The organism is Nostoc sp. C052 (assembly GCF_013393905.1).
Taxonomy (GTDB): Bacteria; Cyanobacteriota; Cyanobacteriia; order Cyanobacteriales; family Nostocaceae; genus Nostoc.
Map to the genome: position 1 here is coordinate 3,500,001 of NZ_CP040272.1, position 25,000 is coordinate 3,525,000.

Here is a 25,000-nt window from a genome sequence, read left to right on the forward strand (position 1 = left end):
TGAGCAAATTCCGGCATTGTATGCCTACTTTTCCTCAAGCGGACAATTTTACTTAGTTCAGGAGTGGATTGAGGGCGATACCCTAACTGGAAAAGTCCAGAAACAGGGGCTATTTAGTGAAGGCGCTGTCCAGGAATTATTCATAAATTTATTACCTGTCCTGGATTACGTTCACTCCAAGCATATCGTTCACCGCGATATTAAACCGGATAATATCATTGTGCGCCATCGAGACGGTAAACCAGTGCTGATTGATTTTGGGGCTATACGGGAATCGATGGGAACAGTAGTAAATTCTCAAGGCAATCCTACTAGTTCGATTGTAATTGGTACGCCTGGCTATATGCCGAGTGAACAAGCCGCAGGTAGACCAGTTTTTTCTAGTGATTTATACAGTTTAGGAATGACGATAATTTATTTGCTGACTGGTAGACAGGCGCAACAACTAGAAACCGATTCCCAAACGGGTGAAATTGTGTGGCGACAGTATGCGAGTCATGTTAGCCCAATTATGGCAGGAGTTATTGATAAAGCGATCGCTTATCATCCACGTGATCGCTACCCCACAGCCAGAGCCATGCTGGATGCTTTGCAGAGCATAGCAAATCCAATCCCACCGACACAACCCATCTTGACTCAACCGACTGTAGTCTCTGCACCACCGCCTCAAACGCTACCTGTCAAGCCGCAGCCTACCCCACAAAGTAATCAACCAAATGGTATTCTCATCGGCGGTTTAGTTGCAGGTGGGCTAATCGGTGCATCTGTGATTATTAGTCAAGTGTTACCAAAATCTTCTCAACCCATAGCAGACAAAGCGGTATTACCTACAGAAACACCCTCAACTATCACCACCCCAGTAATAGCAACTCCCAAATTTACACCAACTCCCTCATCTGTTCCTATTCAATCTACACCTTCCTCAACTACATCAATTCCCTCATCTGTTCCTATTCAATCTACACCTTCCTCAACTACATCAATAACGCCAGTTAATACCACGACTCTCAACAATTATTTGTGGCTTTCTCAAAGACTTGTAACTGATACAGATTTGAATGGTAAGAACGGTTTTGAACTAGATATTATGCGAAATTCGATTTTTGCAATTCATGGTCGCCGTTTTAACACTCCTGAATTACAAAATTACTTTGATAACCAATCTTGGTATCGTCCTATATATTCACCAGAAAAATTTTCACCTAAATTGCTGTCAAAATTAGAGCAACAGAATGTAGAGTATATCAACAAATATCAAGACCGTAACGGCTTGAGATATTTTAAGAAATAAGTTTTTCTTAAACAAAGTTTCAAAACTAAGGTTTAATCGGCACAAACTCATATTTATCAGTGCCAGGTGTTTGTTGAACTTTGACTAAGAAGATGGAATTATTGATGCGATCGCCCGATTGAGAAAACTGAATATTTCCCGTTGCACCATCAATTGAAAAACTCGGACTGTGCAGGGCTTTTTGCAATCCTTCACGGGTGTTACTTTGCTGCAAACCTTTAGCGATCGCTATAGTTGCATCATAAGTCGTCGCTGTTCGCCAATTTACAGGGCCGCCCCAAAGTTTTTGAGCATTTTGGGGAAAGGGATTACCAGGAATTGCTTGAGGATACCAAGGTACAGCGAGTACCATCCCGTTGACATCTGCTTTTCCTTCCGCTAGGGTTTGTTGCGTATACATTGTGGGACTGCTAAATAGCTGTAATCGTCCTTTACTAGCTCGCGCCACTTCTAAACCTTTATTAATTTTGTCTATATAAGGAGCCAAGAGCAAACCGTTTGCTTGGCTGCTAATAGCTTGAGAAATCATAGCATTGGGATCAAGAGTAGAGTCAGAAAGGTTGCAAGGGGTAGGATTAATTTTGTAATTAGCCTGTTCTATAACTTTAGTAAACTCATCTGCAAACCACTTATTATCAGGAGACTCAGGATCAACACAAATTACAATATTGGTTTGGGCAGCAGTTTTAATTCTATAATCAGAGAGGCTTCTCGCTAAATTGTTAGTATTAACAGTACGGAATATATAGTTGCTAAGATTAGATAGGCGTTGGTCAAAACTGGTGGGAGAGAGCATCACTAGCTTCCCATTTTTATACTCAAATGCAGCAGGTACAGCAGCTTCGCTCGCGTTGTGTCCTACTACAGCTAGAATAGTTTGATCGTTGACGAACTGTTTAGCAATGTTTTGGGCTTGGCTGGAGTTATTATCATCATTAGCGATCGCTACTTCTAAAGCCTTGCCATTAATACCACCACTGTTATTCACCTCATCTTGAGCTTGAGCTACACCGCGTAACATCTCTTTTGAGACATTTGGATTTGTACCAATGGGTACGCTTACACCAATTTTCAGCCGCTCTCCTTTCTGACGTGCCTTAGCATTGTTCAAGTAAATCAATGCTTCTGGGTCACTAAGATTAGCTTTGCGATATGAATTTAAGCTATTAATAGCAGACTGGCAATCACCCTCTAAAAATGCTTTAACTCCAGCTTCTTTCTCTGGATTTGTATCTTGCTTTAATAAAGTTTTTTCACCTAAACTAATTCTATCTCCCAAGCTATAAGTTTCTTTAGTACAGGATTTGACTATCGGCTGAACTACAGTTTGAGATTGATTTCCGGTTCTAATAAAGTAGACTATAGTACCGCCAATAACTACTCCAATGACTCCGACAAGACAGGCTATTAGATAGGTTAAAAAATTACTATTTCGGGGAGGTGGAGGATTATCAACTACTGGAGGTGTAGTAAGTGAGTGTTTGGCAATTAGAGTAGCTTGGATTAAAGCTATATCTTCATCTCTGAGTCCTAACGCTTGCTGAACCCGTTTCAAATTAGCGCGAGTTCTATCACTAAAAGGAAACTCTTTTTTAATCTCGTCGCTGAATGCTAATTCATATCGCTGCAATTTTTTCTTGTAGTCTTTGATAGGTGCTAAAACCTGAGTTTCAATTGCATTAGCCTGCTCAGGTGATAGTTTCAGCGTCTCTTGTAAGGCATCCAATGCAGCGCGACCAGCAACAGAAATTTCGCCGTTACCACCCTCTACCCAATACTCAACTTCTCGACGATATGTAAGCATGGGATCATTGCTTGGTGCTTTCGCAAGTTTAATTTTGTGGCCTCCTTTGATTGGATACATTTCGGGTCTCATGGCTGGCGTACTTTCTTGCACCTTCTTAGCAGCATATTCATGCAATTCGTCAACAGAAATCCAGCCATCTTCATCCCGATCTGCGGCACCAGTTTCCAGACCCTCAACTATGTAGCTGGTGTAGGTTGAGGTATCTGTTCCTTGCTGTTCAAAGGAAAGTTGGGTTGAGGTTGAAGATGTGAGAACAGCCCGCCCTTCTCCACCCAATTGGTTTTTGACATCCACAAAACCATCATCTCTCGCTAACATACCCTCAGCAAACGCGCCACTAAAGCAACAATCGAGAATCACTACCTCGCGCTTGGAGTGGCTATTGCTCATAACTTCATGGACAAAGCTAGCTGGTACTATTGTTGCCCTAGCTGGTACTCCCCTATCAGTTTTGCGGGTGTTGCGAGCTGCAAAATAAAGCTTACCAGTCTCATCTTTAATGCCATGTCCAGAAAAAAATAGTAGCAAGAGGTCATCTTTTTGACGATCGTCAAAGAAGCTGGCGATCGCTTCCTCCATTTCATGTCGTTGAGGATTTATCAGTAGTGTTACGTCATCAAAACCGCCAATCTCTGGGTGCAGCAAAACTCCCCGCATTGCCTCGACATCTTTTGTCGCCGCAGGCAATGGGGTAAGACCAGACTCATACTCGCTGACTCCTATTAGTAGTGCTACTTTCGCCATATTGTTATTCTTCCTTACTGCTGGAATTTCTTAGTTATCTGCGACAAAATTTTGCGCTTGTTCAATGGCGGCAGAATTGGCTACTTCGGGCATTTCTATAACTGCTACTAGTTCAGCACTTCCTACATCTAAGTCTGGATTAGCAAGAGCGATCGTTAACTCGAGGTTAGATTCCGAAATCATTTTGTACCCTTTTCGATTTTTAGGCAGTTGACTATCAACTAGATTGCCATGATTTCTCTATTGACATCATATTCCCTATGTAAATTTCCTGAAACTCCTTCAATATTTTTACAAAAACTCAGAAAAAATAAGTAAAAATATGATATCAAAAAAGCCTGGCGCTTTAGGATCTGCAAAACTTAGAGGCAATCAACTTACAAGCTACTTCGGTATCACAGCCTGTTTTGTCGCGCTTCTGATTACAAAAGAACGTACTAAATTTATCCTGCCAACTTCTTTTGAGGCGATCGCCTGTCTGCTCATAGACTAATCAAGTCCACGTTGCTTGATAATTAGTATAGAGTAAATCCCTCAAATTTAAGGAGACAGATCACTAGTCTGTCTCCTTAAATTTGAGAGGTTAGTGGTGTTCAGATCCCCGACTTCTTCAAAAAGTCGGGGATCTAGCATTCCTACAAAATTAAGGAAACAAACTACTATAATTTGTGGGACAGCAGTTGGGCAATTTGCTGATTAATAGTTGCAACGTCAAAACGCAGACTAGCCGTAGTCCGTGCATTACTAGCTATAGTTGCAGTTATTTCCGTCTCATGAAGACAGGTAATAATTACTTGTGCTAGTTCTTGGGGTTCTCCTGGTGTCACGAGAAAACCATTAATTCCATGTTCTACTAATTCCATTACACCTCCAGCTTTGGCTGCAACCACAGGTTTTCCGCATAGCATCGCCTCAACAATTACTCTACCAAAGGGTTCTGGAGAAGTAGAGGTATGTGCTACTAAGTTACAAGCTGACATTAACTGGGGAATATCAGAACAAAAGCCTAAAAATTTGACGCGGTTTTCTAGTCCCAGTTGGGTAACTTGTTGGTGTAAATTTTGGACATACTCTTGTTCGCCAAATAGTGCATCACCAACTAAAATTACTGTCACTTCTGGCGGACATTTAGCAAGGGCATCAATTAAAATATGCTGCCCTTTCCAAGGTGCAAGTCGGCTAAAGTGTCCAACAACAAATTTTCCTTGCAATTCTAACTGCTGCTGTAATTTATTAATATCAGATTCATCAGGTTGATAAGTTTTTGGATCGAAGCCATTATAGATAACTTCAATAATATTTTGCTTTCCTCCTGCTTGTACAAAGGCTGTTTTACTAGCTTGAGAATTAGCAATTACTAGCGATGCAAAACGGTTAGCTAAATTAATAGCAATACGAAGATTAGTTTGACTAAAATGTTCTTTGGAAAGAATATCGTGTAAATGATAGACTAGAGGACGACGACTAAAAAAACTTGCCAATGCTCCTACAACTAATGCTTTTTGGGTGTTGGCATAGATTAAATCGTATTTCCGGGCTTTTTTAACTACCTTAATAATCAAAGGTGCAAGTTGTCCGAGACTTTTGAATCCTTGTAGCAAACTGCTTTCTTTGCGAACTTGGATTGCTTGAGTTGCGAGAACTTCTACCGGAATATTATTTTGCTGTAGTAAATCTTTAAATGGGCCATCTGCAAATAAACCGACTAAAGCGCGATCGCCATAAGGTTTAGCAATATCTATTAAACATAATTCGGCACCGCCTGGTTTACCACTTTGATCTAAAAAAAGAATTTTCATTAATTTTCCTTATAATATAATACTATTCAGTAGAAACGTGAAATGTTACTGAGTTTCGCCCTTTAACACCAACACGTTTCTATAAAATTGACCGTCTTTACTTCTTTAATTTAATAGAACATTCCGCACTTGCTGGGCAATTTGATTCCAATCATAGTGTTTGATAGCATACTGGCGACAGGCTTCTCGTGATGGTGTGGGGATATTTCCCAAAAGTACTTGTTCTAATTTTTCTGCAATAGCTGAGGCTTCTATTGAAGTAGTAATTAAATCAGGTGAAAATTCTGATAAAATTTCTGGCATTCCCCCAACTGGAGTACATAAAACAGGAGTACCACAGGCTAGAGATTCAACTATTACTAATCCAAATCCTTCAAAAGATTGACTAGGCATTATAGTCAATTCAGCAGCTTGGTAAGCTATAGGTAATTGCTCATCAGGCAGAAAACCTAAAAATTTAACGTTGTCGTCTAGTCCTAATTCTGTAGCCTGTTGTTGTAGTGCAGCTTGGACGTGACCACGACCTGCGATCGCAAGCCAAACATCTGGTATTCTGGGCTTAATTATCGCTAGTGCTTGCAATAATTTGTCAACTCCGGTTCGATGTACTAAGCGACGTGATGTAAATATAATTCTGCGGTTAGTAGGCCAACCTAATTTTGCACAAGCCTCTTGAGGTAATAAATTTGGTTGAAACCAATTAATATCAACTCCACCAGGAATAACATTAATTTTGCTCCACGGCACTTGATATTTATCATGTAATATTTTACCAAATGCTTTGCTCAAAACAATGAAGCGATCGCAGCGATTATAAGTGTTTTGTTCTATTAACCAGTGCTTGATTAAAAGACTAAGATTTTTATTAACTACCTCTTGCTGACTTTCAGAAGCCCAAGGGCCATGAAAGTTAAAAGTAACTGGTACTCCCTTTGGTAAAATATCTAAAAGAGGAAAGCTGTATAATGCAAAGTGCAAATTAATCGCATCTGGTTTGCTAGTTCTTGTTTTCTGAAAATTAGTGCGAATTGCCCATAATCTTTGCCAAATAGCACTATCAGGACTCGCCAAGTTAGTTAGCTTAATTTGGGAATTTAGTTCATCTTCTGGTAGACCAACTCCACATAATTCAATTTGGTCTTGATTTGCTGCTAATTTATGAGTTAGTTCATAAATATATCTTTCTAGTCCTCCAGGACTTTTGGGAAACCATCCTAATCCAAGGGTCGTAATAGATGCAGATGCGGAATTAAAACTTTTTTCTTTATTACCTATCATCGAGATATCTCCTATAAAATATATTAAAACAGTAGAGGTAATTCATTAGTTACCCTACAGCTTGTTTTATCTCAATCTGAACTACTAAAATTTACAAATACATACTAAGAATAAAAGTTTTTTGTAGAACACCAATTTATAAACTATTTATATACCAACGTCAACAAGGAAAAAAAATTGTGTTTTTATTAACCAGATAACACTGAATATGATAAATATGATACTAACCAATCAAGAAATGTGAATGCTAGACAGTGAAAAGGACAAACCACTATAGATTAATAATTTTCTCAGAATTTTGTATTATTTTTGACTGGATTTATTTAAAAATAAGTAGCTATTGATACATGAAAAAAGATTTTTGGATAAATTAAATAATCATGTTGTTTTTATGAAGTTTATATAAATATTGTTTTTGAAATGTGTTTATTTTTTATTCATGCATTATCAGATTTTCTGTTTTTACATAACTTGAATTTTATCCAGTTAAAAATAGTTATATTCCGTGCGGATTTTATAAAAAATGATTGTATATAAATAATTAAAAGCTTAAAACTATATGAAAAATAAATTATTGTTCCATTTAAGAAAGCTCAGTCAGCATATCCAGAAATTATCTCAGACTAGATATTTACAAAGAAGTAAAACTTTCAATTTTTTACTCAGTCTTGCTGTTGGAGTCATTGTTACCACCCTGGGAATAACAACAGACTGGGCCACGACTAAAACACCCACGCTTACATACAAAACATCATGGATAAATAATATTACTGACAATAAAAATTTGGTGGTACAAAACAATACTACGACACCCACACCTGCATACAAAACATCGTGGATAGGTAATACTATTGGCAGTGGAAATCTGCGGATACAAAACAATATTGAGGCAATGTATGTTGCTCCTGATGGCACAGTTTATACTAACAGTCATTGGGATGAGGCAGGAATGGAGGCAGGAATATATAAGGATGGTAAGGTTATTGGTGCCATTGGTGATACTCACGGTTGGAGTCGTGGCGGTGGCAAAGCTGTAACAGCAAATAGTAAATATATTTACATTGCTATGACTCAAGGTTCGAGGGGTAAAACAAATGAAGATTACCCACCGGAAGGAACAACTTGGCATTGCGTTAGACGCTATGACTTGTCAGGAAAACCTGCACCGTTTCCGAATGGACGTGGCTGGGATAAAAGTATGTTGATTACCAGTACTAAAAGCGAAGTCACTGGATTAGCAACTGTGGAAAGTGAGTTGTATGTGAGTGATTTTGCTGCTAATCGGATTCGTGTCTATGATCCTGATACGATGAAGGAACTCCGCAGCTTTACTATTGCTAATCCGGGAGCAATAACTGTTGATCCACAAAAAAATCTGTGGATTATCCAAAGTAAAAATGGTAATAATCCTGCCAAAATTTTACATTATTCCCAGAGTGGAAAGCAATTACCTCAACAAATTGCAGATATTGTTGAACCAACAGCGATCGCTATTAATCATCAAGGTAAGCTTTTAGTAGCAGAAAATGGACCACGTCAGCAAATGTTGACTTATGACATCAAAGATCAGCCTGTGCAGGTGGGTAGTTTCGGTTCTAAAGGCGGTATCTATGCAGGAGTTTCTGGCGAAGTTCAAGATTTGAAACTTTACGGACTTACCGGAGTTGGTACAGATGCTTCAGGGAATATCTATATAAATAGTAATGGTTTCAACAAATCAGGAACAGATTTGCGGAAATTTTCGCCATCGGGTAAGTTGATATGGCGATCGCTGGGATTAATATTCGTCGATAATGCAGATGCCGATCCTAAAACTGATGGTATAGATTTATTCACCAAACAAGAACACTATTTGATGGACTACAGTAAGCCTGCTGGTAAGCAGTGGACTTACAAAGCCTACACCTTAAATGCTTTCAAATATCCTCAAGATCCACGGCTGCATACATCACCAGATGGAACCTTTGTTCGCCGCATCCAAGGGAAACTGTTTTTGTTTCTCACAGATATGTATAGCAGCTTTCTGCAAATATACCGTTTTAATCCAGCCACAGATGGCCAAGTTGCCATACCAGCCGGAATGTTTGTCGGTAGCAATGGTGCAGATAAACCATTTCTTGACGGAAATTGGCCACCGCATCAACCAGAACAAGGAGAATGGATCTGGCGTGATCGCAATGGTAATGGCAAATTTGAAAAGAACGAATACGATCGCAGCAAAGATTATCCTCATCTTGGTGGCTGGTGGGTAGACAGCAAAGGAGATGTTTGGAAAGCTTTGCGAACAGAAGATGGCATTCGACACTATCCTTTACAGGGAATAGATTCTAAAGGCAACCCCATCTACAGCTATAGTTCGATGGAAAAACAAGCTACTCCCAAAATATTTAACGACTTACGGCGGATCGAATATTTCCCTCAAACAGATACGATGTATCTTTCAGGTTTTACAGTAGATCACCCCGCCTTTGGTGACGATACAGGAGTAGCTGGATCTGAGATTGTCCGTTTTGATAATTGGAGTCAAGGTAATCGTACTCCCAAGTGGCGAATTGTGATTCCTTACGACAGCACTGGTAAGCGGGAAGTATCTACAGCTGCAATGAGTGTGGCAGGAGATCGTGTATTTGCCGTGACAGTTAAAACCGCAGAGGTATACGTCTACAATGCTACAACGGGAGTGGAAGTACAACGATTAAAACCAGGCCCAGAAGTTGGCAGCGAGAGTGGCTGGATTGATATACCCTATGGTATCCGTGCTTTTCGGCGTTCCAATGGTGAGTATTTGGTATTTGTGGAAGAAAATTGGAAAGGAAAAGTGATTATCTATCGGCTACCGAGTTGAGTATTTACAGTAATTGCGATACAACACAGCCATAAACACCCGACAGATAGCAGTTCTATTCAAATTATGCCTGGTAAGTGGCGATCGCTTTGTTAAAGCAGAATTGAAGAAGAATGCCTAATTACAGAATAAAGACGTGTAGCATCTCATAAGATATCGTCATTAAGACCACCAAATCTATAATTTGGTGGTCTTAAATTCAGTTATTCATCCGCCAGTCGTACAGAATTCAGAACTAATTCTGTTTCGATAAACTTCCATAAGTTTTAGCCAAAATTGCTTGGCTTTTCATTTATTTAAATGCCAGTAACCGGACTTGAATCAGTGAGTCACTGTGTCAGAAGCGTTTTCTGCTGTGAAGTATGCCAGGAACCGGACTTGAACCGGTGACACGAGGATTTTCAGTCCTCTGCTCTACCAACTGAGCTATCCCGGCTGGGGCTTTTGTGAGCCACGATTAATAAATGTAGCAAACATTTAAGAATATAGCAAGCCCTTGGAGAAAAAAGATTTATGCAGCTTTCAACTTCAACTTGAACCAGATGAAAACGGCTACAAATAGTAGAAACTGGACAAGAACAATACTTGGGCCAGAAGCCAGGTTGAAAAGACCGGACACCATAATGCCAGCAATACTGCTAATGGAACCAACTATCACCGACATAGCTAGAAAGTGGCTAAAGTGGTGACTCATCAGTTTAGCGGTGGAGGCGGGAATAACTAAAAAGGCGTTCACCAATAAAACACCAACAGCTTTAATCGCGACAGCAACGGCGAGTGAAAGCAAGACCACAAAGCCGTAGCGATACAATTGGACGGGAACACCTTGAACTTGTGCTACATCTGGATTAAGGGTCAATAAAATTTGCTGCCGCATGGTTGATAGTAAAAATATACTACCTCCCACAAGTACTACCAACGTCAAAATCAAATCTGTGGTGTCGATCGCTAGAATATCCCCGAACAGCACAGCCATCAAGTTGCCACGATAGCCTTTAATTAGGCTCGTGAGAATTAAACCAATCGCTAATGCCCCAGATAGCACTATGCTAAGTACGCTATCGCTAGCTAAATCGGTTTTGTCAATAAAGTAAAGAACAATAACACCAAAAACCAAGGTAAAAGGTAATAGCATCCAAGTAGGATTTATCTGTAGTAGCACGCCTAATGCCACACCTACGAGTGCTGCATGACCTACTGCGTGGCTGAAAAAGGATAACTGGCGCAAGGTGACAAAACTACCCAACATCCCGCCAAGTATCCCCATCAAGGCAGCACCGACGATCGCACGCTGCATATAGGGGAATGTTAATAAGCTTACCAAGTCATTAATATTGGCGATCGCAAGCCAAGCTATCTGACAATCATTGAAGAAATTCATACTTATGGGCATTAATGTTGGTGCTGGTAGCGGCTGAAACCTGGGCCGTAGGTTGCTAACAGGTTTTGCGGTGAAAGGGCAATTTCTGGCTTACCAGTACAAACAATGCTTTGGTTCAGACAAAGCACGCGATCGCAATGGCGATTTACCATATCAATATCGTGAGAAACTTGCAATACTGTCCAACCTTCTTCCCGTTTTAATTCATTTAGCAAAGCATAAAAATCTGCTGCACCTTGCACATCAACACCAGCAAAGGCTTCATCTAGTACCAACAGCTTCCGAGGCATTACCAAACAATAAGCCAATAAAACCCGCTTGAGTTGACCGCCGCTAAGAGTACCAATAGCTTGATGCTGTAAATGATAAGCATCAGTCCGCCGTAAAGCTTCTGTTACTGCTACCGATTTTTCTCGGTCTTGTTTCCATAGTCTGGAGAAAAATGAATTCTTTCTTTTCCCTTCCTTAGCCCATCCCAGTCCTACTAATTCCCTAACAGAAATGGGAAAGCTGCGGTCAAAAATAAAGTTTTGTGGCATGTAGCCTAATGTGTGGCGTAAATGCCCCAGCCTGGCAATTGGGCGACCCAATATTTCAATTGTCCCAGCACTTCGAGGTATCAAATCTAAAACCGCTTTTACCAAAGTACTTTTACCAGCACCATTGGGGCCAACGATGGCTGTATCTGTTCCTGGCAACAATTCAAAGGAAACATCTCGAACCGCTAGATAGCTGCCTTGGTAAACAGTTAAACCTTCTACTTTTAAAATATTGTTAGTCATTAGTTATTAGTTATTAGTGATTTGCAAAGGACAAATTACAACTTATTTACAGGAGGTTTCTAAAATTTGTAAATTAGCTTTCATCGCTTTAAAATAATGCTGCGGATCGGTTTCGCCAGTTTCCAGAGAATCCAGAGTACGCAAAGTTAATTTCAAGTCTTTGGAGAGACTGACCAGAAGTTTATTATCTACTCCTGGTTCGCTAAATAAAGCTTTAACTTTGTACTTTTTCACAGCATTGATTGCATTTTGCACATCTGCTGGTGACAGTTGATCTTCGGGAATTTCTACCACCGCAACTTGCTTGAGATTATAGCGTTTAGCTAAATATGGAAACGCATCATGAAAAGTAATAAAGGTGCAACTGGGATTTTTTTGCAAAGTCTGCTGAAATTCGCTATTTAAACTTTCTAATTCTTTAATATAAGCCGTAGCATTTGCTTCGTAAGTAGCTTTGTTTGCGGGGTCGGCAGCAATTAATCCATCCCGAATATTTGTTACCTGCTGTTTTGCCAAAACTGGATCTAACCAAACATGAGGATTACCTTGGAGGTGTTCGTGGTCTTTTTCATCTGGCGCTGTTTTTACAACAGGTGAAATTTCATTTAAGGGTTTAATACCAATACTTGCATCAATTTCAGTTAATTTGGGATTTTGGGCATTTTTTACAGTACCTTCCAGAAATTCCTCCAAACCTAAACCATTTTTTACTAACACATTAGCAGTAGCGATCGCTTTAACATTTTCTGGTGTCGCTTGATATTCATGTACCTCCGTACCCGGTGGTACTAAAATTTCTACATCTGCGACATTTCCAGCTACCGCCTTAGTAAATAAATATATCGGCAAAAATGTCGTCACTACTTTAGTTTTTCCCGACTGCATCGGTGGGGTAGAACCAACTTCTTGCACTTTTGGGGACTGTTCGGAAGTTTTTCCCTGATTCGAGTTCGATTGACTACAGCCAGTAGCCATTGACAACATTAGCACAGCAACGATGGGCAAGATGCCGCTTCTTTGCCTGCCAGTTATAAGTCCTCTGCAATTTACAATCACGGTGTTTTCTCCTCAAAACCGATGCTTGCTCTACCTATGTCACAGTTTCCATTGACAATGAGAACTATTTTAAATTCTATACTAGAATAATTCTCATTCTCATCCAAAATCAATAATATCATTCTAGATTTCCTGTGTAATGAGTAACAACAAAATTTTTCATGGGGTATAGCCCCTTGCAATTTAGTTTTCCCTAAATAATTAGGATTTCTTGACTTCTTTCTCAAAAAGGTTGCTAACTTCTGATAAGATTACTGAGAAATATTCTCATGAAATACACGTTTGAAAAAACGTGGTTTGGGTGTGAGTTAGAGATCAGTGCGAGGAGAAAAATGCAAAAATTCTGTAAATATCTGCTATTTAGTCCAGCAGTCTGCGGTGTAATGCTATTTGTAAATACGGCTGTATTTGCAGGTGAAACATCCAGCACCTCTGAAATCAATCAATCACAAGTTTCAGCTAGTCCAAGCACCAAAGATCAGACAATGGCGCAAGTCACCTCAGTGTCTCAGTTATCTGATGTGCAAACTACAGACTGGGCATTCCAAGCCTTACAATCGTTGGTAGAGCGCTATGGTTGTATTGCCGGCTACCCAAATAGTACTTATCGTGGTAATCGGGCATTAACGCGATATGAGTTTGCTGCTGGTTTGAATGCTTGTCTGGATCGAGTTAACGAACTAATAGCCACTGGCACAGCTGATTTGGTAACAAAAGAAGATTTAGCCAAATTACAAAAGCTGCAAGAAAACTTTTCAGCAGAACTAGCGACACTCCGGGGTCGGGTGGATGCAGTAGAAACACGTACTGCCGAATTGGAGGCACATCAGTTTTCAACCACAACCAAACTGAATGGAGAAGTGGTAATTGCGATCGCCAGTGTCGTAAGTGGAAACACAGTTAATGGTCAAAAAGTCAACCAAAATACCGTCCTTGCAGACCGAGTGCGTCTGAACCTCGACACCAGTTTCACAGGTCAAGATTTACTCAGAACAAGACTTCAGGCAACAAACTTAGACGCCTTCTCTCAGACTGCTACCTTTACACCAGAAGGTGACTTCCGATTTGCTGGTGGTAACAACAGCAATGGAGTTGTAATAGATGCGTTGTTGTATCAGTTTCCTCTTGGTAAGAAAACAAACGTCACCTTGGAAGCAAATGCAGGTGCAGTTGATGATTTCACTAACACAGTCAACCCATATCTAGATGGAGATGGTGGTAGCGGTGCCCTTTCCCATTTTGGGACTCGCAACCCAATTTATTATCTAGCCAATGGTACTGGCATCGGGATCAAACACGAGTTTAGCGATAAGCTGGAACTAAGCTTGGGGTATTTAGCGAATGATGCTGCTAACCCTCAGCTAGGCTCTGGACTGTTCAATGGTGCTTATGGTGCTATGGCGCAGTTAACAGTTAAGCCTACCAACCAAATTACTCTTGGTTTAACCTACCTTAACGCCTACAACAATACTTTTTTTGCCAATGGTAGTGGTGGTAGTAATAATGCTAATAACATATTGCAAAATGCTTCTAGTAATTCCTACGGTATAGAAGCATCCTTTCAACCTAGCCCAAAATTTGTGATTGGCGGTTGGGCTGGCTTTACCAAAGCTCGCATTCTTACAGTTACTCCTGGCGATGCTGACATCTGGAACTATGCCGTTACCCTAGCTTTCCCGGATCTTGGTAAAACAGGTAACATTGCAGGCATTATTGTGGGTATGGAACCTAAAGTTACCAATGTAAGCAGTTCTCTCAGCAATGCAGGCATCAACAAAGATCCAGACACTTCATATCACATTGAAGGTTTCTATCAATATAAGCTGAGTGACAATATCAGCATCACCCCAGGAGTTATCTGGCTGACAGCACCAGATCATAACAATCAAAACGACGATATCGTGATTGGTACGGTGAGAACCACATTCACTTTCTAATTTTTAAAATCTTAAAAGAAGACGCAAATTTATACTTTGCGTCTTTTATTTTGTGTGTGATATCAAAAAGAAAGCTCAGTATTTTTGCTGACCTTAATATCTCAGAACAATATAGGAATCCGATTTGATTACTGAACTTACTTGTATAGGGCTACCGTGTATACATAAGTCAAAAAAGCTTGATTTTCCATTGTTTTCTCGTTGCTCTCAAACACAAGCTCTGCATGGGAATGCCTGATTTAGAGGCTCTGCCTCAAGTCAGATATTGAGTCAGAGACTCAATGAATGCATTCCCAGTCGGAGACTGGGAACGAGGAAAGTCTTATCAAATAAGGTTTTTAGGACTTGTGTGTACACCGTAGCTTGTATAGGGAGGGAACAGGGAATAGACGTGTACTGAGTTTTTTCAAAAATCAGATACGAATCCTAAACTACTTTTAATACAAAAAGACCAGCCTCCCACAGCTGGTCTATAAAATGTTTTTTTGCGTTGTCTTCTCAAGAGAGTTAAAACCCAATTGCGCGTTCCCAAAATGCAACGGGCAACTTTTCTTAACAATATTGTAACAGCCAACACAGATTTTTCCTGAATATTCATCAAAAAAAGATATTAACAAAGCTTAAAAGCCTCTATCTATCAGGAGAATTTAGGAAATCGTAAGGTATAGATGGGTAAATGAAGGGAAGTAGGGAGGGAAAATTTTACCTTATCTCCCTTGTCTCCCTTATCCCAGCGTCAGTTTCAACCGATCAATTTCAACTTGACAGGCTACTGATGGTAGGAGCAACTTCTGCGTCTGCTGATGTTTCGCCCACACGAAGGATTTTAGCCCCCAATTGCTGTAACTTCACATCAAGTCGATCATAGCCGCGATCGAGGTGCTGTAATCCTTGAATTGTGGTTTGTCCTTCTGCTGCCAGTCCGGCGATGACTAGTGCTGCCGATGCTCGTAAATCTGTGCCTAATACTGGTGCGCCAGACAATTTTGGTACTCCCCGAACGAAAGCAGCATTGCCTTTGACACGAATATCGGCCCCCAAGCGATTTAACTCTGAGGCATGACGCAAGCGATTTTCAAAGACGGATTCGTTAATCACGCTATCGCCTTCTGCCAATGTCAGTAAAGCCATGAACGGCGCTTGCATATCTGTGGGAAAACCTGGATGGTATTGAGTTTCAATATCCGTTGCCTTGAGGGTTTCCGCAGGCAGAATACGTAAGTGTTCAGGCTTATCCTCAATTATTGTCACTCCAATATCCCGCAGCTTGGCAATGACTGGTATAAGGTGTTCTGGAGCCACTGGCGAGAGGATAAGTTCTGAGCGGGTAATTGCTGCTGCCAACAAAAATGTTCCAGCCTCAATGCGATCGGGAATAATACTGTAGTCAACAGAATGCAATTTGGGGACTCCTTCGACAATAATTCTGCTAGTCCCCGCCCCTTTAATCTTCGCTCCCATCGCATTACAGAAGTTAGCCAAATCGACTACTTCCGGTTCTCTGGCAGCATTTTCGATGATTGTTTCACCCTCTGCCAGGGTAGCCGCCATCATCAAGTTTTCCGTCGCTCCAACACTAGCGATGTCTAAGTAAATCTTCGCACCTTTTAATCTCCGGCTGCTGCCAGGGACGTAGGCATTACAAATGCCATGCTCAATTTGTACTTCCGCTCCCATTGCTTGCAGTCCTCGAACATGCAGGTCAACAGGTCTTGCCCCAATAGCACAACCGCCTGGTAAAGGCATCTGTGCTACTCCTAGTCTTGCCAAAATGGCTCCAATGGCGAAAAAACTCGCCCTCAGCTGGGTAACTAGTTCGTAGGGAGCTTTTGATGTTTTAATCTCGCTGGCGTTGATGTCTAAAATGTCGCCTTGTCGTGTTAATTGCACACCCAAAGCCGATAACACCTGACCCATCCGCTCTACGTCCGCTAACAAGGGGACATTGCGGATACGACAATCGCCCGGACACAGCAAGGCTCCAGCCATGATTACCAGTGCTGCATTTTTTGCCCCGCTAATTTTCACATGACCTCGCAAAGGATGCCCACCCCAAATTTGCAAGACTGAGGAGTCTGCTTCTGGAGCAATTTTGGCATCTGGTAAGCTGGTAGAAGGATTAATAAGCCTACCTCCAAAAGTAATACGTATTTTATATGTTTGAAGTTGGTTTTGATTCTACAGTAAAGATTCAAAATGTCCACGTTTTAGAGCAGCATCTTGCATAAAAAAATGTTTTTTGAGTGAAAAATACGGGCTGAAAATAAGCAGTAGCAAGCCTTTTGAGTTTTTAAAAAATTTAACAAAAAATAACGAGCAAGTAGTACTTTTAAGCAAAATTAAATACTCAGTAAAATAACTTAAGTGTTCTCTAAAAATCAATGCTGTATTGTTTCAGTTAATATTTTGATTTAACCGATCGCCTGAATCACTCGTTTTCAGTCTGATTTTTACTTGACAGAGGTAAAAAATTACGCAATAATAGGAAATTGTCGATAAGCTACAAGTGCCAGCGGAACTGGCGGAATTGGCAGACGCGCTAGATTCAGGTTCTAGTGCCGCAAGGCTTCCGGGTTCAAGTCCCGGGTTCCGCATATTAATTTTGGATTTTAGATTGCCGATTTTAGATTAATCCAAAATCCAAAATCCAAAATCCAAAATCCAAAATTGTGTTGACCAGTTTACAAAATTCCCTAGTTAAGCAAATTCGCAAACTGCACTCCACCAAGGAGCGGCATAAACAGCACTTATTTTTACTAGAAGGGACACACCTGTTAGAAGAGGCTTGTGCGGTGAATTACCCACTAGAAACCGTGTGTTGTACGCCAGATTGGCAAGCAGCCCACGTTTCGCTGTGGGATGAAGCTTGTAGCCGATGCGATCGCGCCGAAATTGTCAGTAGAGAAGTCTTGGATGCGATCGCTACCACAGTCCAACCAGATGGGGTGGTAGCAACGGCAAAACGTAGGGAACGCCAAACTCAAGTACCATTTACTGGTTTAGTGCTAGCTTTAGAAACGATACAAGATCCCGGCAACCTGGGTACAATGATCCGCACCGCCGCCGCCGCTGGAGCATCGGGGTTGTGGGTAAGTGGAGATAGCGTAGATTTAGATAGTCCTAAAGTTCTGCGTGCTTCGGCAGGGCAATGGTTTCGCCTAGCAACAGCCGTAACCGAAGATTTGAAAGCGACAGTCCAACAAAGCCAGCAGGCAGGAATGCAGGTAGTAGCAACCTTACCCAGTGCGACTTTAACTTATTGGGAAGTAGACTGGCGAAAACCCACTATGATTTTACTGGGAAATGAAGGTGCTGGATTGTCAGCAGATTTAGCAGCGATCGCAGATCGGCAAGTCAGAATTCCTTTGAGTCCTGGGGTGGAATCTTTGAACGTGGCGATCGCAGCCGCTTTAATGTTGTACGAAGCTCAAAGGCAACTAATTTGTCAGTAATAAATTTTAACTTTTTACCCCAATTGGGTTTTTGTTTTTTCTTCGAGATATTGTTCAATATCAGCAACCGCGTCCTCAAGAGCCGCTAAATCAATATCTATCAAGTCTTCGTCGAGTTCTACTTCCGTGAAAGTACTAGTATGCAGTTGGGGGATATCTTCTTCCTCAATTGGAATTTCTTGTAAGATATCCTCCAACTGTTCGAGGGATTGTTGAAACACTTGATCGGCAGCACGGCGCTGTTCTGGCTGACTTTGCTCCATAATATTAGCTTGAAAATCCTGATTTACTGACTTAATTTTGATTCTAGTTCCTACACATTTAAATTTTGCACTTATAACATCATAGTTGTGTGCTGTATCAACTTTAGCAGTGCTTATCAAGAATATCGATAACTGTCTGCAATTGCTAAGACTGGAAATTTATAAGAGGAGGCAGGAGGAAACAATTATGATTGATTACTTTAGCTGTAGATCATTACCTGGTTTAAAAAGAAGATAATGGTACGAGCATCAAGAGATACAAACTAAGTCCAACGCTTTTAAGCTTAGGTTACTCCTGCCTCCTGAAGGCGAACGGGTACACTAAATCAAGTTTGGCTAGGTTTAGGTAAGTTTTTTGAAGAAGAATTCAAAATTTAGAATTCAGAAGTCAGAATGGGCTAGGCCCCGCTGCGCTAACAGGAGTCAGAATCAAGACGCGACTCGAAAATACATGCTATCGCAGACTCGCCATGCCGTTCGCGTAGCGTCTCGTAGAGAAGGCTCTACGCTGCGCTATCCGCAGATCATACAGAATTCTGAATTCTGAATTCGGACTCCTGAATTCTGTTTTATAAAACAGGTCTAATACTTAATTTGATAGACTATCCTAAATTTGAAATTATAAAAACTGGTAGCTCAGGGCTGATAACTAAACTATGAGTGAAGCCTTATTTTGTATCGAAAATCTGCGAGTTGCCTATCCTCAACGGAGTGGAGAAGAAGCAAGCTGGGCGGTTGATGATGTCTCTTTCACATTACAACCAGGTGAAAGAATGGGATTGGTGGGAGAGTCGGGTTGTGGTAAGTCAACTATTGGAAGGGCAGTAATGCGTTTACTACCAGCCTCTAGTCGTGTTGAGGGACGGGTGATATTTCAAGGACAGTCAGTGCTTGACTTGATGCCTAACCAGTTGCGGAAATTTCGAGGAGAGGCGATCGCCTTAGTTTTTCAAGATCCCATGACACGCCTCGATCCGCTGATGACTATTGGTAAGCATTGTATCGAAACTCTTCAGGCGCACTCACCAGAATTATCAACGCGGGAAGCGAAAGAAAAAGCACTTGCTACCTTGGCGAAGGTGAATATTCCCGCTAGTCGTTGGAATCAGTTTCCTCATGAGTTTAGCGGTGGAATGCGGCAAAGGGTAGCGATCGCTTTAGCTTTACTCCTCAACCCCAAGTTAATTGTTGCCGATGAACCCACCACCAGTTTAGATGTCACCGTCTCCGCGCAGATATTGCAAGAATTAACTCGCCTGTGCGGTGAAGAAAACATGGGATTATTGCTGATATCTCACGATTTAGCAATGGTGGCTGAGTATTGCGATCGCATTGGCGTGATGTACCAGGGCAAGATGGTTGAAATGGGTGCTACAGAAACCGTGTTTAGGCAACCTCAACATGAATATACGCGATCGCTCCTAAAAGCAGCTTTACACATTCAAGCAGTAAATGATGATGGAGAATTGATCATTGCCAATGACGCGGAAAAGCAATTACCCATTATTAATCAGCAATCTCCAATTTTGAGCGTTACAGAACTCAAGCAACACTACACCATAGAACCTAACTTTATCGAACGACTTTTTAACACACAAACGCAGACAATTAAAGCAGTAGATGGAATCAACCTAGATATTTATTCAGGAGAAATTCTCGGCTTAGTCGGGGAATCAGGTTGTGGAAAAAGTACACTATCACGAACAATTTTGCAACTAATTCGTCCCACTAGTGGCAAAGTTGAGTTTTTAGGACAGGATTTAACTAAACTGTCGCGTCAAGAAATCCGTTCTTCACGGCGACAAATACAAATGGTTTTTCAAGACCCTCATGCTTGTCTCAATCCAGCGATGACGGTGGGACAAAGTATCGCCGATCCTTTATTTATCCACAATTTAGCCAACCCTGCCAAGGCAAAAGAACAAGTTTTGTGGATGCTAAATAAAGTTGGGCTAACACCACCAGAAGTGTATTATGAGCGATATCCATCAGATTTGTCTGGGGGACAACAGCAAAGAGTTGCGATCGCTCGTGCTTTGATTACTCATCCGAAACTCTTAATCTGCGATGAACCTGTGAGTATGTTAGATGCTAGCGTGCAGTCGCAAGTGCTGGATTTGATGTTGCAATTAAAGGAAGAGTTTGAGTTAACTTATCTATTCATTACTCATGACCTTTGGTTAGCTCGATTTTTGTGTGATCGTATTGCCGTGATGAATGGCGGTAAAATTGTCGAACTCGGTCTGACAAAACAGATTTTCGCCAATCCTCAGCATCCTTATACCAAAACCTTACTAGCTGCTGCTCCCTTGCTAGCACGTGCATAAAATCAGGAGTTATGAGTTTAAAATTCCTAACTCTTAACTTCTAACTCTTATGACAAATACGATAGAAGCCGTAAAATTGCTACTGTTAACACTGTATTATTTTTGAATATTTTCAGAAAATTTTTTCGAGACGGTAGCAATGACTATTCGCCATGCGGCTGAAACTGACTTACCTGCAATTGTGGCAATTTACAATGCCGCAGTTCCCAGCCGCATGGCAACGGCTGACTTAGAACCAGTATCCGTGGAAAGTCGTCTTGCTTGGTTTAAAGGGCGATCGCCTTCGCAACGCCCACTTTGGGTAATTGAAGTAGACGGAATAATCGCTGGATGGCTTAGTTTCCAATCCTTTTATGGGCGACCCGCCTATAGGAGGACTGCCGAAATTAGTATTTACATAGCCCCTAACTTTCATCGGTGTGGCTTGGGACGGCAACTCTTAGCACAAGCAATTAACGAAAGTCCTAGTTTAGGTATAAAGAGCCTAGTATGCTTTATTTTTGCCCACAATCAGCCCAGTTTAAAACTCTTTGAAACGTTTGGTTTTGAACGCTGGGGACATTTACCTAACATTGCCGAACTTGACAGTGTTGAACGGGACTTAGTGATCCTGGGACTGCGAATTAGTAAACCTTTTGTTTAAAGCGATCGCTATTTTCTGAGACTTGTAAATTAAATTCGGTCACAATTGGTCTGGATTAATTCCTCGTTCTTGTAGTAAAGCACGGAGAGCTTCTAACTGGTCCTCAGCTTGTTCTGCTCGTTGTCTTTCTTGCTGTCGTTGTTGGTCTAGTTCCAAAAAAGTCAAAAAGCGATCGCCATCAGGACGATAAATTTGCAGTTCTTCCTCAGTCAAATCGAAACGCACCCCCAATCTAGGACTCACCCAACCAACCATTTGGTCAATCACTTCTAATCTTGAGTTGCGTCGCTGCCAGCCTGTCAAATCAACCACATCAGGTTCATACAGATAATATTCTTCCACACCGTAGCGCTCATAAAACTCTAATTTTTTCGCCATTTTAGAGATCCGGTTTCCAGGCGACCAAATTTCAAATACCACCTGCGGGGGAATATTGTCTTCAAGCCACTGTTGATAAGAACCTTGGTATCCTTTTGGTCTACCAAAAACTACCATCACATCAAGAGCTTGGCGGAGCTTATTATCATCTTCCACCGGATACCACAATAAATCTCCAGCGACGAACACATTTTGGTCATTGCCAAACAGCAGTTCTAAATTATTTTTAATCCAGACAATTAATTCAAACTGCTTAGTGTTGTCTGCTATTGGTTGTCCATCGCTGTCAGGGTAAATAATGCCTTTTTGGTTAGAAGATGGTAACTGTGTAACCATTGCAAACATTCTCAGGTAATTCTTAGAGGATGGATTAGCGATCGTTTTTTTCTCGCTCTTCTTATTTCACATCCTAGCTTGAGCAAAGCTGGTGCGATAGATTAAGTACTTTTACTTAGCAAGTATATAAATTAACCCAGTTTGATTTACAATATTGATGGGGAGGTAATTCAACAATAGCTACCGTCAACGAATACCGACTTTGCAATAAGGTGATTCACCTCATGACATTTAAATTACAATCCTCATACTCAAATCCAACCACCTCGACTGAGTAATCGGCGCACTGCTAGAAATATAGTCAACACCCGTTTCCGCCACACCGCGAATCGTCTCCAAAGTCACATTCCCCGAAGCTTCAATTTTCACCCGGCTATCCTGCTGGCGAATCAACTGCACCGCCTGACGCATCATATCCAAAGGCATATTGTCCAACATAATAATTTCAGCCTTGTGCTGCAAAGCTTCTTTCACCTGCTCTAAACTTTCTGTCTCAACCTCAATTGTCAAGGGATAAGGAATCTGAGAACGAATACGGGTAATAGCTTTTCCAATTCCCCCAGCAGCCGCAATGTGATTATCCTTAATCATCACCGCATCATCCAATCCCATACGATGATTAATCGCCCCACCCAAAGCAGTCGCGTACTTTTCCAACAATCTCAGCCCTGGTGTAGTTTTACGCGTATCCACCAACTGAGCAGGTAAATCGGCAATTTTCTCTACATATATATGAGTGAGGGTAGAAATCCCACTCAAACGCATAGCCAAGTTGAGCGCCACTCGTTCACCCATCAACAGCGCATCCAGCGAACCATGAATTTCAGCTACCACCTGTCCCGGCTCACACCATGTACCTTCAGATGCAACCGCTACGAAACTGACTTTTTCATTCAAAATCTGAAACACCCTAGCTGCAACTGGTAAGCCAGCAATAATCCCTGAAGCCTTCGCTATCCATTTCGCAGAGCCTAGCGTCACATTTTCTATTAGTAGGGTATTTGTAGTGCGATCGCCCCTGCCAATATCCTCCATCAACCAGCCACGCAACAGTGGATCTAAAACCAACCAGGGCGGCAAAATACCAGAATTCCTCACAACTTTAATTGCTTCCTTACTGACATCCAGCAATGATATAGCCTAAAACTCTTACTCTCTAAGGCTTTGATAGTGACCAAGAAACAGTTCCAAAAGATTTTGGAAAAAGTAGTTGACACAATGAAGTGGGTTCGCTATATTGAATAAGTGCCTGAAGCGAAGCGAACGAAAGCGACGCTGTGAGGGACACCGAACCTTGAAAATATTATAGTTTGAAAGCGATTATACAGCAAGTGGATTGCGTCAAGCAAATAAAGATAACTAAGCTGAAGTTAAAAAAGAGCAGCTATTGAGCTATAGAGCTTTCCAATACAAAACGGAGAGTTTGATCCTGGCTCAGGATGAACGCTGGCGGTATGCTTAACACATGCAAGTCGAACGGAATCTTTCGGGATTTAGTGGCGGACGGGTGAGTAACGCGTGAGAATCTACCATCAGGTCTGGGACAACCACTGGAAACGGTGGCTAATACCGGATGTGCCCTTGGGTGAAAGGTTAACTGCCTGATGATGAGCTCGCGTCTGATTAGCTAGTTGGAAGTGTAATGGACTCCCAAGGCGACGATCAGTAGCTGGTCTGAGAGGACGATCAGCCACACTGGGACTGAGACACGCCCAGACTCCTACGGGAGGCAGCAGTGGGGAATTTTCCGCAATGGGCGAAAGCCTGACGGAGCAATACCGCGTGAGGGAGGAAGGCTCTTGGGTCGTAAACCTCTTTTCTCAGGGAAGAAAAAAATGACGGTACCTGAGGAATAAGCATCGGCTAACTCCGTGCCAGCAGCCGCGGTAATACGGAGGATGCAAGCGTTATCCGGAATGATTGGGCGTAAAGCGTCCGCAGGTGGCAATGTAAGTCTGCTGTTAAAGAGTGAGGCTCAACCTCATAAGAGCAGTGGAAACTACATAGCTAGAGTACGTTCGGGGCAGAGGGAATTCCTGGTGTAGCGGTGAAATGCGTAGAGATCAGGAAGAACACCGGTGGCGAAGGCGCTCTGCTAGGCCGTAACTGACACTGAGGGACGAAAGCTAGGGGAGCGAATGGGATTAGATACCCCAGTAGTCCTAGCCGTAAACGATGGATACTAGGCGTGGCTTGTATCGACCCGAGCCGTGCCGTAGCTAACGCGTTAAGTATCCCGCCTGGGGAGTACGCCGGCAACGGTGAAACTCAAAGGAATTGACGGGGGCCCGCACAAGCGGTGGAGTATGTGGTTTAATTCGATGCAACGCGAAGAACCTTACCAAGGCTTGACATGTCGCGAATCCTGGTGAAAGCTGGGAGTGCCTTCGGGAGCGCGAACACAGGTGGTGCATGGCTGTCGTCAGCTCGTGTCGTGAGATGTTGGGTTAAGTCCCGCAACGAGCGCAACCCTCGTTTTTAGTTGCCAGCATTAAGTTGGGCACTCTAGAGAGACTGCCGGTGACAAACCGGAGGAAGGTGGGGATGACGTCAAGTCAGCATGCCCCTTACGCCTTGGGCTACACACGTACTACAATGCTCCGGACAGAGGGCAGCAAGCATGCGAATGCAAGCAAATCCCGGAAACCGGAGCCAGTTCAGATCGCAGGCTGCAACTCGCC

Annotated in this window: 18 protein-coding genes, 2 tRNA genes and 1 rRNA gene (2 of these 21 only partly in view); 9 read left to right on the forward strand and 12 right to left on the reverse strand. The window is 41.9% G+C overall.

What is annotated here, in order from left to right:
- Window positions 1-1,291 carry the 3' portion of a YARHG domain-containing protein gene (locus tag FD723_RS14075; protein ID WP_179065886.1) on the forward strand. Its footprint begins 221 nt before the window's first position, so the window shows 1,291 of its 1,512 coding nt (coding positions 222-1,512); the start codon falls outside the window, past its left edge; its stop codon occupies window positions 1,289-1,291.
- A 25-nt stretch (window positions 1,292-1,316) separates the two neighbouring features.
- On the opposite strand, the gene FD723_RS14080 is transcribed toward FD723_RS14075, so the two are convergent.
- Window positions 1,317-3,842 (reverse strand): ABC transporter substrate-binding protein, encoded by a 2,526-nt coding sequence (locus FD723_RS14080; protein WP_179065887.1) that lies wholly within the window; start codon window positions 3,840-3,842, stop codon window positions 1,317-1,319.
- 30 nt (window positions 3,843-3,872) lie between these two features.
- Complete coding sequence (locus tag FD723_RS14085) at window positions 3,873-4,025, reverse strand: hypothetical protein (protein WP_179065888.1); 153 nt, start codon at window positions 4,023-4,025, stop codon at window positions 3,873-3,875.
- Window positions 4,026-4,164: 139 nt separating this feature from the next.
- Between FD723_RS14085 and FD723_RS14090 the strand changes: the two genes are divergently transcribed.
- A complete protein-coding gene (locus tag FD723_RS14090) occupies window positions 4,165-4,335 on the forward strand; it encodes a hypothetical protein (protein ID WP_179065889.1) in 171 nt (56 codons plus the stop codon).
- Window positions 4,336-4,501: 166 nt separating this feature from the next.
- Here the strand turns inward: FD723_RS14090 and FD723_RS14095 are convergent, their stop codons facing one another.
- Both FD723_RS14095 and FD723_RS14100 read right to left on the reverse strand, forming a co-directional pair.
- On the reverse strand, window positions 4,502-5,641 hold the full coding sequence (locus tag FD723_RS14095) for a glycosyltransferase family 4 protein (RefSeq protein WP_179065890.1): 1,140 nt from the start codon (window positions 5,639-5,641) through the stop codon (window positions 4,502-4,504).
- A 105-nt stretch (window positions 5,642-5,746) separates the two neighbouring features.
- Window positions 5,747-6,919 carry a glycosyltransferase family 4 protein gene (locus tag FD723_RS14100; RefSeq protein ID WP_179065891.1) on the reverse strand — a complete coding sequence of 391 codons (1,173 nt, stop codon included), beginning with the start codon at window positions 6,917-6,919 and terminating at the stop codon, window positions 5,747-5,749.
- A gap of 559 nt (window positions 6,920-7,478) precedes the next feature.
- Here FD723_RS14100 and FD723_RS14105 point away from each other — a divergent pair.
- Window positions 7,479-9,764, forward strand: coding sequence for a hypothetical protein (locus FD723_RS14105; protein ID WP_179065892.1), 2,286 nt, complete (start codon window positions 7,479-7,481; stop codon window positions 9,762-9,764).
- 363 nt (window positions 9,765-10,127) lie between these two features.
- Here FD723_RS14105 and FD723_RS14110 read toward each other — a convergent pair.
- The 4 genes from FD723_RS14110 to FD723_RS14125 all read right to left on the reverse strand — a co-directional run bounded on the left by FD723_RS14110 (window position 10,128) and on the right by FD723_RS14125 (window position 12,911).
- Window positions 10,128-10,200 (reverse strand) — tRNA-Phe (locus FD723_RS14110).
- A 75-nt stretch (window positions 10,201-10,275) separates the two neighbouring features.
- Window positions 10,276-11,145, reverse strand: coding sequence for a metal ABC transporter permease (locus FD723_RS14115; RefSeq protein ID WP_179069149.1), 870 nt, complete (start codon window positions 11,143-11,145; stop codon window positions 10,276-10,278).
- A gap of 11 nt (window positions 11,146-11,156) precedes the next feature.
- Window positions 11,157-11,927 carry a metal ABC transporter ATP-binding protein gene (locus tag FD723_RS14120; protein WP_179065893.1) on the reverse strand — a complete coding sequence of 257 codons (771 nt, stop codon included), beginning with the start codon at window positions 11,925-11,927 and terminating at the stop codon, window positions 11,157-11,159.
- Between the two features lie 42 nt (window positions 11,928-11,969).
- A complete protein-coding gene (locus tag FD723_RS14125) occupies window positions 11,970-12,911 on the reverse strand; it encodes a metal ABC transporter substrate-binding protein (protein WP_179069150.1) in 942 nt (313 codons plus the stop codon).
- Window positions 12,912-13,315: 404 nt separating this feature from the next.
- Between FD723_RS14125 and FD723_RS14130 the strand changes: the two genes are divergently transcribed.
- Window positions 13,316-14,920, forward strand: coding sequence for an iron uptake porin (locus tag FD723_RS14130; RefSeq protein WP_179065894.1), 1,605 nt, complete (start codon window positions 13,316-13,318; stop codon window positions 14,918-14,920).
- A gap of 756 nt (window positions 14,921-15,676) precedes the next feature.
- On the opposite strand, the gene murA is transcribed toward FD723_RS14130, so the two are convergent.
- Window positions 15,677-17,044 (reverse strand): UDP-N-acetylglucosamine 1-carboxyvinyltransferase, encoded by a 1,368-nt coding sequence (gene murA, locus FD723_RS14135; RefSeq protein ID WP_179069151.1) that lies wholly within the window; start codon window positions 17,042-17,044, stop codon window positions 15,677-15,679.
- Between the two features lie 388 nt (window positions 17,045-17,432).
- On the opposite strand from murA, the gene FD723_RS14140 reads away from it, so the two are divergent.
- Both FD723_RS14140 and FD723_RS14145 read left to right on the forward strand, forming a co-directional pair.
- A tRNA-Leu gene (locus FD723_RS14140) sits at window positions 17,433-17,514 on the forward strand.
- A gap of 75 nt (window positions 17,515-17,589) precedes the next feature.
- Window positions 17,590-18,372 (forward strand): RNA methyltransferase, encoded by a 783-nt coding sequence (locus FD723_RS14145; RefSeq protein ID WP_179065895.1) that lies wholly within the window; start codon window positions 17,590-17,592, stop codon window positions 18,370-18,372.
- Between the two features lie 14 nt (window positions 18,373-18,386).
- Here the strand turns inward: FD723_RS14145 and FD723_RS14150 are convergent, their stop codons facing one another.
- Window positions 18,387-18,635, reverse strand: a complete 249-nt coding sequence (locus tag FD723_RS14150) for a hypothetical protein (RefSeq protein ID WP_179065896.1) — start codon at window positions 18,633-18,635, stop codon at window positions 18,387-18,389.
- A 656-nt stretch (window positions 18,636-19,291) separates the two neighbouring features.
- On the opposite strand from FD723_RS14150, the gene FD723_RS14155 reads away from it, so the two are divergent.
- Both FD723_RS14155 and FD723_RS14160 read left to right on the forward strand, forming a co-directional pair.
- Window positions 19,292-20,962, forward strand: coding sequence for an ABC transporter ATP-binding protein (locus tag FD723_RS14155; protein WP_179065897.1), 1,671 nt, complete (start codon window positions 19,292-19,294; stop codon window positions 20,960-20,962).
- Between the two features lie 139 nt (window positions 20,963-21,101).
- Entirely contained in the window at window positions 21,102-21,605 is a 504-nt protein-coding gene (locus FD723_RS14160; protein ID WP_179065898.1) for a GNAT family N-acetyltransferase, read from the forward strand.
- Window positions 21,606-21,644: 39 nt separating this feature from the next.
- On the opposite strand, the gene FD723_RS14165 is transcribed toward FD723_RS14160, so the two are convergent.
- Window positions 21,645-22,319: a Uma2 family endonuclease gene (locus FD723_RS14165; protein WP_179065899.1), complete on the reverse strand. Its 675-nt coding sequence runs from the start codon at window positions 22,317-22,319 to the stop codon at window positions 21,645-21,647.
- Window positions 22,320-22,550: 231 nt separating this feature from the next.
- Window positions 22,551-23,354, reverse strand: a complete 804-nt coding sequence (nadC, locus tag FD723_RS14170) for a carboxylating nicotinate-nucleotide diphosphorylase (RefSeq protein ID WP_372743818.1) — start codon at window positions 23,352-23,354, stop codon at window positions 22,551-22,553.
- A 376-nt stretch (window positions 23,355-23,730) separates the two neighbouring features.
- Between nadC and FD723_RS14175 the strand changes: the two genes are divergently transcribed.
- Window positions 23,731-25,000: ribosomal RNA gene (locus FD723_RS14175) — 16S ribosomal RNA — on the forward strand (it continues 219 nt past the right edge of the window).